12 protein-coding genes and 3 tRNA genes are annotated in these 14,720 nt (G+C 39.2%); 10 read left to right on the top strand and 5 right to left on the bottom strand.

Going from position 1 to position 14,720, the window contains the following annotated elements:
- The first annotated feature begins 10 nt into the window (after nt 1-10).
- From trkA to KGF34_RS09680, 8 genes are all read left to right on the top strand, one after another.
- On the top strand, nt 11-1,366 hold the full coding sequence (gene trkA / locus KGF34_RS09645; RefSeq protein ID WP_117706762.1) for a Trk system potassium transporter TrkA: 1,356 nt from the start codon (nt 11-13) through the stop codon (nt 1,364-1,366).
- Between the two features lie 12 nt (nt 1,367-1,378).
- A complete protein-coding gene (locus tag KGF34_RS09650; RefSeq protein WP_195411074.1) occupies nt 1,379-2,824 on the top strand; it encodes a TrkH family potassium uptake protein in 1,446 nt (481 codons plus the stop codon).
- 45 nt (nt 2,825-2,869) lie between these two features.
- Nucleotides 2,870-3,247, top strand: coding sequence for a DUF5658 family protein (locus tag KGF34_RS09655; protein ID WP_022235218.1), 378 nt, complete (start codon nt 2,870-2,872; stop codon nt 3,245-3,247).
- A gap of 41 nt (nt 3,248-3,288) precedes the next feature.
- Nucleotides 3,289-5,184, top strand: coding sequence for an ABC-F family ATP-binding cassette domain-containing protein (locus KGF34_RS09660; protein WP_252558854.1), 1,896 nt, complete (start codon nt 3,289-3,291; stop codon nt 5,182-5,184).
- Between the two features lie 38 nt (nt 5,185-5,222).
- Nucleotides 5,223-5,299, top strand: a tRNA-Arg gene (locus tag KGF34_RS09665).
- An 806-nt stretch (nt 5,300-6,105) separates the two neighbouring features.
- A tRNA-Thr gene (locus KGF34_RS09670) sits at nt 6,106-6,181 on the top strand.
- 37 nt (nt 6,182-6,218) lie between these two features.
- A tRNA-Tyr gene (locus KGF34_RS09675) sits at nt 6,219-6,303 on the top strand.
- A 41-nt stretch (nt 6,304-6,344) separates the two neighbouring features.
- Nucleotides 6,345-6,986 carry an acyl-CoA thioester hydrolase/BAAT C-terminal domain-containing protein gene (locus KGF34_RS09680; protein ID WP_252558855.1) on the top strand — a complete coding sequence of 214 codons (642 nt, stop codon included), beginning with the start codon at nt 6,345-6,347 and terminating at the stop codon, nt 6,984-6,986.
- A 121-nt stretch (nt 6,987-7,107) separates the two neighbouring features.
- Here KGF34_RS09680 and KGF34_RS09685 read toward each other — a convergent pair whose 3' ends face one another.
- A complete protein-coding gene (locus tag KGF34_RS09685) occupies nt 7,108-7,338 on the bottom strand; it encodes a hypothetical protein (RefSeq protein ID WP_252558856.1) in 231 nt (76 codons plus the stop codon).
- Here KGF34_RS09685 and KGF34_RS09690 point away from each other — a divergent pair.
- Entirely contained in the window at nt 7,329-8,303 is a 975-nt protein-coding gene (locus tag KGF34_RS09690; RefSeq protein ID WP_195411114.1) for a Gfo/Idh/MocA family oxidoreductase, read from the top strand. The genes KGF34_RS09685 and KGF34_RS09690 overlap by 10 nt on opposite strands.
- 268 nt (nt 8,304-8,571) lie before the next feature.
- Here KGF34_RS09690 and KGF34_RS09695 read toward each other — a convergent pair whose 3' ends face one another.
- Nucleotides 8,572-9,216: a hemolysin III family protein gene (locus KGF34_RS09695; RefSeq protein ID WP_022235039.1), complete on the bottom strand. Its 645-nt coding sequence runs from the start codon at nt 9,214-9,216 to the stop codon at nt 8,572-8,574.
- Between the two features lie 204 nt (nt 9,217-9,420).
- On the opposite strand from KGF34_RS09695, the gene KGF34_RS09700 reads away from it, so the two are divergent.
- Entirely contained in the window at nt 9,421-11,376 is a 1,956-nt protein-coding gene (locus KGF34_RS09700; protein ID WP_252558857.1) for a fructose-1,6-bisphosphatase, read from the top strand.
- 85 nt (nt 11,377-11,461) lie between these two features.
- Here KGF34_RS09700 and KGF34_RS09705 read toward each other — a convergent pair whose 3' ends face one another.
- The 3 genes from KGF34_RS09705 to KGF34_RS09715 form a co-directional block, all read right to left on the bottom strand.
- Nucleotides 11,462-12,283 carry a carbohydrate ABC transporter permease gene (locus KGF34_RS09705; RefSeq protein WP_186935951.1) on the bottom strand — a complete coding sequence of 274 codons (822 nt, stop codon included), beginning with the start codon at nt 12,281-12,283 and terminating at the stop codon, nt 11,462-11,464.
- A gap of 86 nt (nt 12,284-12,369) precedes the next feature.
- On the bottom strand, nt 12,370-13,248 hold the full coding sequence (locus KGF34_RS09710) for a sugar ABC transporter permease (protein ID WP_022235036.1): 879 nt from the start codon (nt 13,246-13,248) through the stop codon (nt 12,370-12,372).
- A 101-nt stretch (nt 13,249-13,349) separates the two neighbouring features.
- Nucleotides 13,350-14,696 carry an ABC transporter substrate-binding protein gene (locus KGF34_RS09715; protein ID WP_252558858.1) on the bottom strand — a complete coding sequence of 449 codons (1,347 nt, stop codon included), beginning with the start codon at nt 14,694-14,696 and terminating at the stop codon, nt 13,350-13,352.
- Nucleotides 14,697-14,720: the final 24 nt, after the last annotated feature.

Genomic DNA, 14,720 nt, shown 5'->3' on the forward strand with positions numbered 1-14,720 from the left:
AGGTAATAATATGAGGATAGTAATTGTCGGATGCGGTAAAGTCGGCACATCTATAGCGTCCCAGCTTAATGCGGAGGGGCACGACATTGTTGTAGTTGATATTGACCGCAACGCTGTGCAAAATCTTTCTAATTCCCTTGATGTTATGGGAATAGAGGGTAACGGTGCATCGTATGAGGTGCTTGCGGAGGCAGGGGCGGAAAAGGCTGACCTTGTTATTGCGGCGGCGGCTCTCGATGAAGTAAATCTTTATACCTGCCTTATGGCAAAAGCTGCGGGTACAACACACACTATTGCAAGAGTAAGAAATCCGCAATATGCAGCGGATATTCACCGTGTTAAAGATACTCTCGGTCTTTCAATGTCTATCAATCCGGAGCTTACGGCGGCAAAAGAAATGAGCAGACTTCTCAGATTTTCGGGTGCTCTTGAAATCGACACTTTTTCCAGAGGCTCGGTTGAACTTATAAAAGTCGCTCTTCCCGAGAATTCTTCAATAGCGAATAAAAAGATAAGCCAGATTGACATTTTAAAAGGTAAAGTCAGAATTTGCCTTGTCGAACGAGGTGACGAGGTATTTATTCCTAACGGTGACTTTGTGCTGCTTGGTGGTGACAGAATTTCTGTTGCGTCAAAGGCCGATGTGGCGGCAAAATTCTTTAAGCGTATCAGCGTATCAATCGGTAAAAGCCGAGATGTGATTTTGCTTGGCGGAGGTAAGATTTCGTTCTATCTTGCCAAAAACCTTATTGCTTCGGGTGCAAGCGTAAAAATTATTGAAAAAAATTCTGATCGCTGTTGGGAACTTACAAACATACTTCCCGAGGCCGTTGTTATTCAAGGTGACTGTATGGATCAGGATCTTCTCTTAAGCGAAGGCGTTGAACACGCCGACGGTGTGGCTGCACTTATGGACTATGATGAAGAGAATATCCTTATTTCTCTTTATATTCAGAGCGTGTCAAAGGCAAAGGTTATTACTAAGGTAAATAATACTTCTTTTGACTCTATTCTTCACGGCTTGAAAATAAAAACAATTATTCACCCTAAAAATCTTACGGGCGAGTATATTGCAAGTTATATCCGTGCAATGCAGAATTCACTCGGCAGTAATGTTGAAACATTGTACAAACTCAATGATGACGCTGTAGAGGCGCTTGAATTCAGAGTGCGCAGTACATCAAGAGTAACGGGTATTCCTTTGCAGGAACTTAATTTAAAAGATAACTTGCAGGTTATCAGCATTAATCGTCACGGAAAAATTATACTTCCGCAAGGCAGCGATAAAATTATGTGTGACGATACCGTAGTTGTAATTACTAAGCATAAAGGCCTTAGCGACCTTGATGATATTTTAAAGCATTGAGGTTAAATAACTATGAATAAACGAAGTATTATTTATATTTTGGGTTGGGTGCTTATAGTTGATGCCGTTGCAATGCAGATAGGCACAATTACATCTTTAATTTACGGTGAAAAAGAGGCGTGGTATTTTGTGCTTACCGGTGTTGTAAGCGCAATACTCGGTGTACTTGCTATAAAGGTTAAAAAGCCTAAAAATATGGTGCTTTACCAAAAAGCAGGTTTTGCATCAACGGCGCTTAGTTGGATTTTGCTTTCGCTTGTAGGCTGTATGCCGTTTTGGCTTAGCGGAGAAATCCCGTCTTTTATAGATGCTTTTTACGAAACCGTATCGGGTATCACTACAACCGGCGCAACAATTCTCAATGATGTAGAGGCGCTTAGCAAAGGTATGCTTATGTGGAGAAGTTTTCTTCACTGGTTAGGCGGTATGGGTGTTATCGTCTTTTTGCTCGCAATAATCCCTAAACTCGGCGGACAGCAGAATATTTTTCTTATGAAAGCAGAAAGCCCCGGTCCTATCATAGGCAAGGCTGTACCTCGAATGAGAAATTATGCCACTATGCTCTACGGCATTTATATTACTCTTACCGCACTTGAGTTTATTTTGCTTTTGTTTGGCGGTCTTAATGTATTTGAGGCAATAAACACAAGTTTTTCAACTGCCGGTACAGGCGGATTCGGAATATATAACAGCAACGCAGCGGCTTTTGACAGCTATTATGTGCAGACTGTAATTGCCGTGTTTATGCTTTTGTTCGGCATAAATTTCTCGGTATATCTCTGTCTTATTGCAAGAAAATTCAAACAATCGCTCAAATTTGAGGAATTGTGGATATACCTTGGAATAGTAGCGGTTTCAACTGCAATTATTGCATTTAATATCAGCTCGATTTACAAGCCGTATGACGCTTTCCATCAGAGCTTTTTCTATGTATCATCAATTATTTCTACAACAGGTTTCGGACTTACCGATGTTAATAAATGGCCTGAACTTTCAAAAACGGTTATTATAATTCTTACATTTATCGGTGCTTCGGCGGGCAGTACGGGCGGCGGATTTAAAATTTCCCGTATTATCCTGCTTTTTAAGGAGGTAAGAAAGGAATTTTCTCTCCTTGTACACCCACGAAATGTTAAACTCGTAAAAATGGACGGCAAGGCAGTAAATCACGATATTATGCGTACCACTTCAATGTATTTGGTGCTTTATATAGGTGTGTTTGCCATTAGCTTTTTGCTTGTTTCCATAGATAATATGGACTTTACAACAAGTTTTACGGCGGTAGCGGCAAATCTTAACAATACGGGCCCGGGTCTTGGTGCGGTTGGCCCTGTAGGAAATTATGCCGATTTCAGCATTTTGTCAAAGATAGTATTTATTTTCGATATGCTGGCAGGCAGACTTGAGATTTACCCGCTCTTGCTCCTTTTTGCACCGTCTGCATGGAAAAAATCGTAATATTTAACCACCTCACAGCAAATAATAGTTGTGAGGTGATTTTTAATGTCAGAGGCAATAAACATAGCGGTTGAAAAAGCAGAGAAACCAAAAAGGATAAAATTCACCTTTTATCAAAAGATGTTTTTTCTGTATTTTCTCAATATAACGGATTGGATATGCACTGAGGCTTTGCTTGCAAGCGGATACTTTGCAGAGGCTAATCCTGTTATGCAGCCTGTTTTAAACAATTTTTGGCAGACAATTATAATCAAGGGAGTAATTCCCCTTGCGGTAATTCTGTTGAGCTGTTTGGTAAACAAATGGGCGAACGCAGGCGACAGTATTATAATAAACATAATGCTGTATGTGGGTATTTCTATATATATGCTCGTAAATCTTTGGCATATTTTCAATTTTGTATTGCTCTTTTTCATATTTTAATGTAAAATAATAGAGAATGAGTAAAGACGGAGGTGTTGTTTTTGCCCGCATTATCTGTAAGTAATCTTACAATGACATTTATAGAAAGAAATTTGTTTACCGATGTATCGTTTGAGGTAGAGTCAAGGGATAAAGTTGGCTTTATCGGTGCAAACGGCGTGGGCAAAACAACTCTCTTTAAAATATTGGACGGCGAAATTTCACCTACATCGGGCAATGTGGTTTTTGCCAAGGATACTGTTGTCGGCTATATGGAGCAGCATGCCTGCAATAATCCACGAATCAGCATTTATAACGAACTGCTGTCCGTGTTCGATTATTTGACCGATACAGAGCAGGAGATAGCCGAAGTAACAAATGCGATAGAAAATAAAGACGGCGACTTAAATGCGCTTGTAGAGCGCCAGACAAGGCTTATTGACGAGTTTGAAAGACTTGGCGGACTTACATACAAAAGCCGCACACGCTCGGCTTTGCTCGGGCTCGGCTTTACAGAGGCAGAACTTGATATGCCTGTCGGAAATTTAAGCGGCGGTCAGCGTTCAAAATTAAGCCTTGCAAAACTTTTGCTTTCAAAAAGCAACTTCCTTTTGCTTGACGAGCCTACAAACCACCTTGATATAAGCGCAGTAAATTGGCTTGAGAGCTTTTTGCGTGACTTTAAGGGCGCAATGATTATAATAAGCCATGACAGATATTTTCTTGACAATGTTACAAACAAGACGATTGAACTTGAGCACTGCAAAACAATGTGCTATAAAGGTTCGTACTCTGAATTTATCAAGAAAAAAGAGGCATATAACGAGTCTTTAAAGAATAAATATGAAAATGACTTAAACGAAATTAAGCGCATAGAGGGCATAGTAGAACAGCAGAAACGCTGGGGCAGAGAAAGAAACTTTATTACTGCCGCAAGCAAGCAAAAAGAGGCTGACCGCATAAAGGCACAGCTTGTTAAGCCTGAAAGCGAGCTTGATACCGTAAAAATGAGATTTACTCCGAAGATTGAAAGCGGCAATGATGTTCTTATGTGCAGTAATCTTTCAAAATCTTTCGGAGATAAAAAGCTGTTTTCTGATGTAAACATACATATCAGAAAGGGCGAGAAAGTATTTATTCTCGGCGGTAACGGCTGCGGAAAAACAACTCTGTTCAGAATTTTAACGGGAAAATGCCCGCAGGACAGCGGCGAGTACGAGTACGGTACAAATGTAACGGTAGGTTACTTTGACCAGTTACAGCAAAACCTTAACCTTGAAAATACCGCCGTAGATGAAATATGGGATACTTTTCCTCAAATGACTCAAACAGAGGTACGAAGTGCGCTTGCATCATTCCTTTTCAGAGGTGACGAGGTATTTAAACCTCTTTCAAAAATGAGCGGCGGCGAAAGAGCGAGAATTTCGCTTGCAAAACTTATGCTTAAGGGCAGTAACTTCCTTTTGCTTGACGAGCCTACAAACCACCTTGATTCGGCATCAAGAGAAGAACTCGAAAAAACACTTGCCGACTATAGCGGTACTTTGCTCATAATCAGCCATGACCGTTATTTTATCAATAAGCTGGCAGATAGAGTGCTTGTGCTTGATAAGAACGGTATAACCGAATATCTCGGCAATTACGATTATTATGTTGAGCATATAAGAACCGAGCAGACCGAAGTTAAGACAGCGGCGGTCAAAAAAGAAAAACCGCAGAATGATTACTTTCTGCAAAAGCAAAGACAGAGTGAAGAACGCAAAAAACAGACAAGACTTAAAAAAGCGGAAGAGGCAATTGAAAGACTTGATGAAGAAATAGCGCAGACACAGGAATTGCTGTCAGGCGAGGAAGTAGCGGCTGATTACGAAAAACTTATTGAACTTACAAATAAACTCGAAGAATTGCAGAATGAACAGGAAGAACAGTATGCAATTTGGGAAGAACTTTCAGATTAATTAAATATAAAAAGCCGTATGAAAATACGGCTGAATATCCATCCGTGGCGCAATTGGATAACGCAACAGATTCCGATTCTGGAGAATGGGGGTTCAAATCCCTTCGGGTGGGCCAAAAAATAAAAAACACCCTTTGCGGTGTTTTTTATTTTTTATATACAAAGAAAACGAAGGGATTTGAAGCCGACCGTTAAGAAAACAGTCCGGTGGACTGTTTTTAGGGAGGAGCGTTGATGATATTATAATTGAGAACAAGCCGTTATATACGAGGCAGAGAGTAAAAGAATAAGAAAGAGTACTTCGGGTGGGCCAAAAAATAAAAAACATCCTTTGCGGTGTTTTTTATTTTTTATATACAAAGAAAACGAAGGGATTTGAAGCCGACCGTTAAGAAAACAGTCCGGTGGACTGTTTTTAGGGAGGAGCGTTGATGATATTATAATTGAGAACAAGCCGTTATATACGAGGCAGAGAGTAAAAGAATAAGAAAGAGTACTTCGGGTGGGCCAAAAAATAAAAAACATCCTTTGCGGTGTTTTTTATTTTTATATACAAAGGAAAAAAGGGATTTGAAGCCGACCGTTAAGAAAACAGTCCGGTGGACTGTTTTTAGGGAGGAGCGTTGATGATATTATAATTGAGAACAAGCCGTTATATACGAGGCAGAGAGTAAAAGAATAAGAAAGAGTACTTCGGGTGGGCCAAAAAATAAAAAACACCCTTTGCGGTGTTTTTTATTTTTATATACAAAGAAAACAAAGGGATTTGAAGCCGCTTTTGTGGGGTTGAAGAACTTTTTTGAAATTTTTAAAAAAAGTTTGAAAAAAGTGTTGACATTTGGAACCTCGTATGGTATTATATATGAGCAGTCAACGAGAGATACAAAAACAAAACAAAATCTCTTGTGAAACAGCGAAAAACGCTGGTGTAGCTCAGTTGGTAGAGCAGCTGATTTGTAATCAGCAGGTCGGGGGTTCAAGTCCGTCCACCAGCTCCAAAAAAAGCCTACTGTTTAGGCAGTAGGCTTTACATATGGGAGAATTCCCGAGTGGCCAAAGGGGGCAGACTGTAAATCTGTTGTCACTGACTTCGGTGGTTCGAATCCACCTTCTCCCACCAAAATCCGTTCTCATTGAGGACGGATTTTTATTTTTGTCTGTATGTTGCTTATGCTTGCTTTGGTGGCGGCATCTTATTTTTCTGATATTACTTTAACTGTTGCAATGACGCCAAGCGACTTCGTATGGCAGGGGTTTATGCAAGGTAATAAAGATGGCTGTAAAGAATGGCCTATTGAGGGTGAATCTACATTATCGTGGCATGGAAAACCTCTTGATTATATGCCTTTTGTGTATAAACACCCTGATTATTGGAAAGTGATAGAACAGGAAACAAAAGGAACAGGCAATATTCTGTGTTCAAGAAAACTTTTTGATGATTCCGAAAAAGCGTATAATCTCACCGAAAAAGAAATGATTAAGGTTGAAAATATTTGCGGAAAGTTATGTTTAATCGGCGCAGATGACGATACTTTATGGAATACGGGAAAGTATATAAGACGAATGGACGAGCGATTAAAGAAAACGCCTCATAAGTGTGATTACGAGGTGCTTGTGTACAAATACGGCACTCATTTTGTGTTCCCTGAAACATTAATTAAATTACTTGTGCCGGGCTTTTCAAAATTTGTTATGAAATTTATTTTTAAATCAGCTAAAGAGCATGCCGATGAATGTCGGCAGACAAGAATTGATATTGATTTAAAATTAAGAAAGGTTATGCGTGAATGGAATAATATGTGATTCTAAAAATATTATCCAAATATTCAAAACAATATCAATAATTAAGACAGTAAACCGCCGCTCAGTAAAAATCTGAGCGGCGGTTTTAGGTTTTAGGTTAAATTATTTTAGCGGATTGATTTTATTCAAGACCCCAAAAGTCATAATAAGCATTTTCTTTTGCTTCGGTTTGCTCTATCGGAGAAGGTGTGGAAGTTGTAATTACATCTTCGTTAATTATTATAAATAAAAAAGCAAAATTTGACTTATTATTAACATCAGCTACATTTACAATTGCTGTTTGTAATGCTATACTGATTTTGTAATACGAAAGTATTATATTATGAAACGGAGCTGGTGATGATGAAGACATTTAATTGGGCAACACTTGGTTGCGGTGTAATTGCAAACGAGCTTGCGCAAGCAATGCAGAGCCGTGGACAAAAGCTGTACTCTGTGGCAAACAGAACTCACGAAAAAGCGGTTGCTTTTGCCGAAAAGTACGGTATTGAAAAGGTTTATAACAGCATTGACGAGCTGTTTGAAGATGAAAATGTTGATATTATTTACATTTCTACACCGCATAATACACATATTTCTTATTTAAGAAAGGCGCTGAAAGCGAAAAAGCATGTGCTTTGCGAAAAATCAATAACGCTTAATTCGGAAGAACTTGAAGAGGCAATAAAGCTTGCAAAGGAAAATAATGTTGTGCTTGCCGAGGCTATGACAATTTACCATATGCCGATTTATAAAGCGCTCAACGAAAAAATCCAGTCGGGCGATTTGGGAGAGTTAAGACTTTTGCAGATGAATTTTGGCAGTTACAAAGAATATAATATGAAAAACAGATTTTTTAACAGAAATCTTGCGGGCGGTGCAATGCTTGATATTGGTGTATATGCGCTTTCTTTTGTAAGATGGTTTATGACCTCTTGCCCCAACGAAGTGCTCTCACAAGTCAAATATGCGCAAACGGGAGTTGACGAACAGGCAAGTATTCTTCTTAAAAACAAAGAGGAAGAGATGGCGTCTGTGATACTTTCACTGCACGCAAAACAGCCAAAGCGTGGCACAATTGCTTTTGACAAAGGATATGTTGAAATTTTTGAATATCCGAGAGGACAGAAAGCGGTTATAACATACACAGATGACGGACATACAGAAACTGTAAGTGAGGGCGAAACCAAGAATGCCCTGCTTTATGAAGTTGAAGATATGGAGCAAACGGTTGCAGGTAACGCTGACTTAATGCACCTTGATTTTACAAGAGATGTAATGAAAATTATGACCGATATTCGCAAAGAATGGGGAATGACCTACCCGGAAGAAGAGTAACGGTTATTCATTAACGGTTGAGTTATTATGATTTAGCAAATTGTTTTATCGAGCAATTATAAAAGGTAAAAGGCTTGACCTGAATTTAAAAATTATTTCGCTTAATTTGTGCGAAAATCTTAATTTCCCCCAACTTTTGATAAAGAATCTTTCTTATTTTTCGGATTTACCCCAACTATTGACATAGAGCCGAAAAATATAGGATTAATTATCGGTTTGCAAACGCTGCTTCAATGAAAAACGACTGCCCGCAGACAGTCGCTTTTTGTTATATATTCCAGAATCCGAGTAAGATTGCAAAGTAGTGAAAAACACTGCCTGCAATGGTGAAGAGATGCCATATTGAGTGAAAGTATTTTACCTTTTTTATTGCGTAAAATATAATTCCGAGTGTATAGAAAGCTCCGCCGATTATTAAAAATACAAGTGAAATACTCGGCATTGATGCAATAAGCGGTTTTATGGCAAAGATTATTACCCATCCCATTGCCACATAGCAGAAAATTGACGGTATTCGTGCTTTTTCAAGGTTAATTGAATTCATTACAATTCCGAATATTGCCGCACCCCACACTATGCCGAATAATATCCAACCTACTGCGCCTTGCAGATAGTAAAGAGTAATGGGTGTGTATGTTCCCGCAATCAGCAGAAAAATTGTATTGTGGTCCATTATTCTGAAAAAAGCCTTGGCTTTTTTGTTTGTAAACGAATGATAAAGAGTTGACATTGTGTAAAGAATAATCAGCGAAGCACCGTATATACACGAGCTGACAATTCCCCATACATCGGTGTGGATTACCGAGGCGACTATCATTACTGCTGTTCCGGCAACAGACAGGCAAGCGCCCACACCGTGCGATACAGAGTTAAAAATTTCTTCTCCGAGTGTGTATTTCCGTTTTTCAGACATTGTATGCCTCCAAGTATTGTTGAATTTTATTTTATTATACATTTTATATTGATTTTGTTCAATATCCTGAATAATGCAAATTGTAAAATCTAAAGCGTTTGCTATTGACTTTCGGCATAACAGATTTATTGATTTTTATAAAAATATTGAATTATGCAAGAATTGAATATATAATAAGGGTATAATGAAATTGGCGGTGAATTTATGGAAAAAATAAGATTTTTGGAATGTCTTTCAAAGCAATATCCGACCATAGACAGTGCTGCAACGGAAATTATTAATTTGCAGTCAATTTTAAATTTGCCAAAGGGAACAGAGCATTTTTTGTCTGATATTCACGGCGAATACAAAGCCTTTGCCCATGTACTGCGCAACGGGTCGGGCGCTGTGATGAAAAAGATTGACGATGTCTTCGGCGATACTCTTTTTGAAGACCAAAAAGAAGATTTGGCTTCACTTATTTATTATCCGTCAGAAAAATTACAGTATGTAAAAAATCAGGGCAGAGCCGACAGCAGTTGGTATCGCACAACGCTGTACAGACTTGTGTCTGTGTGTCAGATTGTATCTTCAAAATACACACGCTCAAAGGTCAGAAAAGCTATGCCTGAAAATTTCAGATATGTTATTGAGGAGCTTATTACCGAGAAAAAAGAAGTTCTCAATAAAAAGGCTTATTATGATGAAATTATAAATACAATTATAGAGATAGGTTGTGCGGACGAGTTTATAGTTGAGATGTCAAACCTTATTCAAAGGCTTGTTATCGACCATCTGCATATTATCGGCGATATTTATGACAGAGGCTATGGCTCGCATTTTGTAATGGACAGCCTGATGAATTATCATTCGCTTGACATTCAGTGGGGCAATCATGATGTGCTGTGGATGGGTGCTTTTGCGGGTCAGCCTGCCTGCATTGCCAATATTGTGCGTACAAGCCTTTTGTACGATAATCTTTCCGTGCTTGAAAACGGTTACGGAATCAGTATGATGCCGCTTATACTGTTTGCAATGGAAACCTATGCATACGATCCGTGCGCTCAGTTTACAATTCGCAGTCGCCACGGCAGTGAGATGGATACTCAAACTGTGCTCGCAATGAAAATGCACAAGGCGATTACGATTATTCAGTTTAAACTTGAGGGACAGTTAATAGCAAAACATCCCGAGTATAATATGGATAACAGACGCTTGCTTGACAAAATTGACGCAGACAAAGGAACGGTTACAATTGACGGTAAGGAATATCCTATGCTTGACCGATATTTCCCGACAATTGATTTTAATAATCCTTATGAGCTTACAAGTGAAGAACAGTCGGTAATTGCAAAGCTAAGCAATTCATTTGTGAACTGTTCAAAGCTGAAATCACATATTAATTTACTTTTGCAAAAAGGAAGTCTTTATAAGGTTTGCAATAATAATCTGCTTTTCCACGGTTGTATTCCGATGAATGAGGACGGCAGTTTCAGAAATATAAATCTTTTTGGTGAAGATTTATGCGGAAAAGAACTTTACGATGAACTTGAGCGCTGCGCCAGAAAAGCGTTTTTCTCCGTGAACGAAGAAGAAAAGCGAGTGGGCAGGGACATTTTGTGGTTCTTGTGGAACGGTGCGGATTCTCCGCTGTACGGCAGGGATAAAATGACTACATTTGAACGGTATTTTATCGCAGACGAGAGCACCCATAAAGAAATAAAAGATGTTTATTACAGACTCTTTAATGATGAAGAGGTTGTAGACAGAATTTTTAAAATGTTCGGTATAAAGGGCGACAATGCTCATATTATAAACGGTCATGTGCCTATTCACCATACAGAGGGCGAAAGTCCCGTTAAATGCAACGGCAAGGTTATTATAATTGACGGCGGATTTTCTCAACCGTATCATAAAGTTACGGGTATTGCGGGTTATACGCTGATTTATAATTCATACGGTTTAATGCTGACCGCTCACGAGCCGTTTAAATCGGTTGATTATACAATCCACAGCGGCAGAGATATGCAGACAAATCAGGTAGCGACCGAGGTCAGCCAAAAGAGAATACTTGTGGGGGATACCGACAACGGCAAAAAAATACGAGAGAACATAAAAGATTTAAAAGACCTCATAAAAGCCTATCGCAATGGTACACTAAGACAAAATCAGAAGAATTAAAATAAAGCCGAGCTCTTGATTGAGTTCGGCTTTGCTTATACAAAAAATCAGGACATTTTCACATTGAAAATGTCCTGAAAAATTATTAACCCTTTACAGCACCGGCTACAACGCCTTCAATAATGTATTTCTGACAAGCAAAGTAGAAAATAATTATCGGAATAATGCTGAGTACGATGAGCGCCATAATGGCACTTGTATCTGTGTGACCATAACTACCGTTAAGATACTGAATATGAATAGGAATGGTTTTGTAAAGCGACTTATCAAGAATAAGATAAGGGAGAAGATAGTCGTTCCAGATCCACATTGTTTCGAGAATACCAACCGAAATAAATGTAGGTTTCATAATCGGAAGAACTATGCCGAAGAAAGTTTTTAGCGGACCTGCACCGTCAACATCGGCTGCCTCTTCAATTTCAATCGGAATTGATTTTACAAACCCCGAGAACATAAATACCGCAAGACCTGCACCGAAACCGAGGTAAATTACAAGAATACCTACAGGGTTTGTGAGGTGAAGGTTGTCGGCTGTTTTTGCAAGAGTAAACATAACCATCTGGAAAGGTACTACCATTGAGAAAATGCAGAAGTAGTAGATGATTTTGCAGATAATTGAGTTTGATCTCTGTAAATACCATGCACACATTGATGTGCAGAGCAAAATCAGAAATACACCGCCAACGGTAATAAAAAGTGAGCATAAAATGGTTTTCCAAAATGGGAAGTTACCGAAGAACATACCTGTAATATAGCTCTTAAGTCCGTAAAAAGTTTCTGCATTCGGCAATGCAAACGGATACTTACTGATACCTGCATTTGTTTTAAACGAGTTCATAAGAACAATAAAAACAGGTGCAACATAAAATACAGAAATTATTGAAAAAATAACTGTGAGTATTTTCATACCCTTTGTTTGCTTTTTCTTAGGCGGCTTTTCTTTTTTAGCCTTAACTTTTGTTGCAGGAGCAACTTTAGTTGTTTCGTTAGCCATTACTGCTGCACCTCCCTCTTTCTTGTAAAGTAAAGCTGTGCAAGTGCTATAATTACAACAATTACAAAGAAGATTACAGCCTCAGCCTGTCCAACACCTCTTGAGTTCTGGTTAGCGTAGAATGTGTTGTAAATATTGAGAGCCATCATCTGTGTCTGATAAATCATTGTACCGCTTGTTTCAGATAGAACGCCCGGAGCACCGCCTGTGAGGGCAAGGTTCTGGTCAAACAATTTAAATGAGTTTGTAAGTGTAAGGAATGTACAAATTGTAATTGATGGAGCCATCATTGGAAGAGTTACATTTGTAAGTAACTGCTTTTTGTTTGCACCGTCTATTTTTGCTGCTTCATAGAGGTCGGACGGAACGCTTTGGAAACCGGCTATGTAAATAATCATCATATATCCGGCTTGCTGCCAGCACATAAGAATTATAAGTCCCCAAAAGCCGAAGTTAGCATCAAGCACAATGTTTGTGCCGAAATTCTGTAAAATACCGTCAAATATAAGTTTCCAAATGTAACCGAGAATAATACCACCAATAAGGTTTGGCATAAAGAACACGGTTCTGAAAACATTTGAGCCTCTTATGCCAAGCGTAAGAGCATAGGCGACAAAGAAAGCGATTGCGTTAATGAGAATTACCGATACTACCACAAAAAGTGCGGTAAACCAGAATGAGCGGATAAACGATTCGTTCTGAAAAGCTTTTATGTAGTTGTCAAAACCTACCCAGGTTGCATTACTTGTTGTACGGAATTTACAGAACGAAAGGTATATGCCCTGAAAGAATGGGTATATAAAGCCGATCATAAAAGCAATAAGAGTAGGCACAACAAAAACAAGAAAATATATTTTTCTGCTGCGTTTTTTAAACATATTTTTACCTTTCTGTCAAACTTTCTGTCAAAAAAACAGGGAAGACGATGCCGCCTCCCCTGCCATACATTTTAACCTTTAATGATTAATGGATTTACGGATTAGCCGTTAGCCTTAGCGTATTCTGTAGCCCAGCCCTGTACGAATGCTGTCTTAACATCGTCCCATGAGCCTGTGCCTGCTGCATACTGTGTAAGAGCTGTACCTACGCCGTTTTTCCAGTCTTCACTTGGCATTGTTGTAAAGTTCCAACTTACCGGAGTTTTGCCAGCTGCTGTGTATTCAGCATCAGCCTTTACAAATACATTTGTAGCTTCCTTAGCAGCCTTGAAAGGAATTACAAAGCCCATATTGTCAGCCATTGCAGATGTACCTGCTTCGCTTGTTACACACCAGTCTAAGAAATCAAGTGTAGCGTTGATGTCATCTTCACTTGCGTTTTTGTTTACACACCAGTAGTTCTCAGAACCTGTGCAAAGTCCCTGGTTCTCTTCGCCGTCAACACCGATGTAAATCGGGAGCATACCGAGATCGTCGTCTGTAAGACCTGCGTCCTTAATACCTGTGTATTCCCAAGTACCGTTCTGATAGAATACAGCCTCGCCTGATGTAAACTCTGTTACAGCGTCTGTAGCTGTCTTGTTTGCAAGATCAGTCGGAGCACAAGTTGAATCTGTGATGTAAAGATCAAAGATGTTCTTGTAGTTGTCAAGGTATGTACCCTTGATAGCGTCTGTTGAAGTAATGCCGTCTGCCTTGTACTCATAGTAGATTGGGAGGTTAGCAAGGTGAGTCTTGAATCTCCAGTCTGAAGATGAATCCATACCTGCCGATGTGAATGCGCCCTTAACGCCAAGGTCAGAAGCGTGAGCCTGAATTTCGTCTGCAACAGTCTTTAAAGCTGCAAAGTTGTTGAGCTTGTCAATTGATTTAATTGTTGCAAAATCAGAATCAAAATATTTCTTAAGAAGTGTCTTGTTGTAAATAATACCGTATGTTTCTACAACATAAGCAATGCCGTAAACGCTGTCGCCTTCTTTAAGAGCAAAATCCTGATTTGTTAGCTGTGAATAAAGCTTCGAATCTTTAAGGTCATAGCAATAATCTTTCCAGTTTGCAAGACCTACAGGGCCGTTTACCTGGAAGAGTGTAGGAGCGTTGTCCTTATCCATTGCAGCTGTAAGGGTTGATTCGTATGTACCCTCGGCAGCAGTTTCAACAGTAACCTTAACGCCTGTTTCTTCTGTGTACTTAGCTGCTAAAGCCTGCCAATCCTTGTCCTGCTCAGGTTTAAAGTTTAAATAATAAACCGAACCTTTTTTAGCGCCGTCTGATTTGCTACCGCTGTCGCTTGAAGTTGAGTTGCCGCCGCAGCCTACGAGTGATGTTGCAGCCATGAGAGCAGCAACGGAAAGAGCAGATGCTCTTATGATTGTTGACTTTTTCATAATTTTCACCTTAATTTCAATTAT

Source organism: Ruminococcus sp. FMBCY1 (genome assembly GCF_023921805.1).
Lineage (GTDB): Bacteria > Bacillota > Clostridia > Oscillospirales > Acutalibacteraceae > Ruminococcoides > Ruminococcoides intestinale_A.

What these genes read in the sequence shown, in the direction of transcription:
- KGF34_RS09655 (WP_022235218.1), top strand. Translation starts at nt 2,870, where the DNA reads ATGTCAGAGGCAATAAACATAGCGGTTGAAAAAGCAGAGAAACCAAAA.
- KGF34_RS09700 (WP_252558857.1), top strand. Translation starts at nt 9,421, where the DNA reads ATGGAAAAAATAAGATTTTTGGAATGTCTTTCAAAGCAATATCCGACC.
- KGF34_RS09695 (WP_022235039.1), bottom strand. Translation starts at nt 9,216, where the DNA reads ATGTCTGAAAAACGGAAATACACACTCGGAGAAGAAATTTTTAACTCT.
- KGF34_RS09680 (WP_252558855.1), top strand. Translation starts at nt 6,345, where the DNA reads ATGTTGCTTATGCTTGCTTTGGTGGCGGCATCTTATTTTTCTGATATT.
- KGF34_RS09650 (WP_195411074.1), top strand. Translation starts at nt 1,379, where the DNA reads ATGAATAAACGAAGTATTATTTATATTTTGGGTTGGGTGCTTATAGTT.
- KGF34_RS09715 (WP_252558858.1), bottom strand. Translation starts at nt 14,696, where the DNA reads ATGAAAAAGTCAACAATCATAAGAGCATCTGCTCTTTCCGTTGCTGCT.
- KGF34_RS09690 (WP_195411114.1), top strand. Translation starts at nt 7,329, where the DNA reads ATGAAGACATTTAATTGGGCAACACTTGGTTGCGGTGTAATTGCAAAC.
- KGF34_RS09705 (WP_186935951.1), bottom strand. Translation starts at nt 12,283, where the DNA reads ATGAAAATACTCACAGTTATTTTTTCAATAATTTCTGTATTTTATGTT.
- trkA (WP_117706762.1), top strand. Translation starts at nt 11, where the DNA reads ATGAGGATAGTAATTGTCGGATGCGGTAAAGTCGGCACATCTATAGCG.
- KGF34_RS09710 (WP_022235036.1), bottom strand. Translation starts at nt 13,248, where the DNA reads ATGTTTAAAAAACGCAGCAGAAAAATATATTTTCTTGTTTTTGTTGTG.
- KGF34_RS09685 (WP_252558856.1), bottom strand. Translation starts at nt 7,338, where the DNA reads ATGTCTTCATCATCACCAGCTCCGTTTCATAATATAATACTTTCGTAT.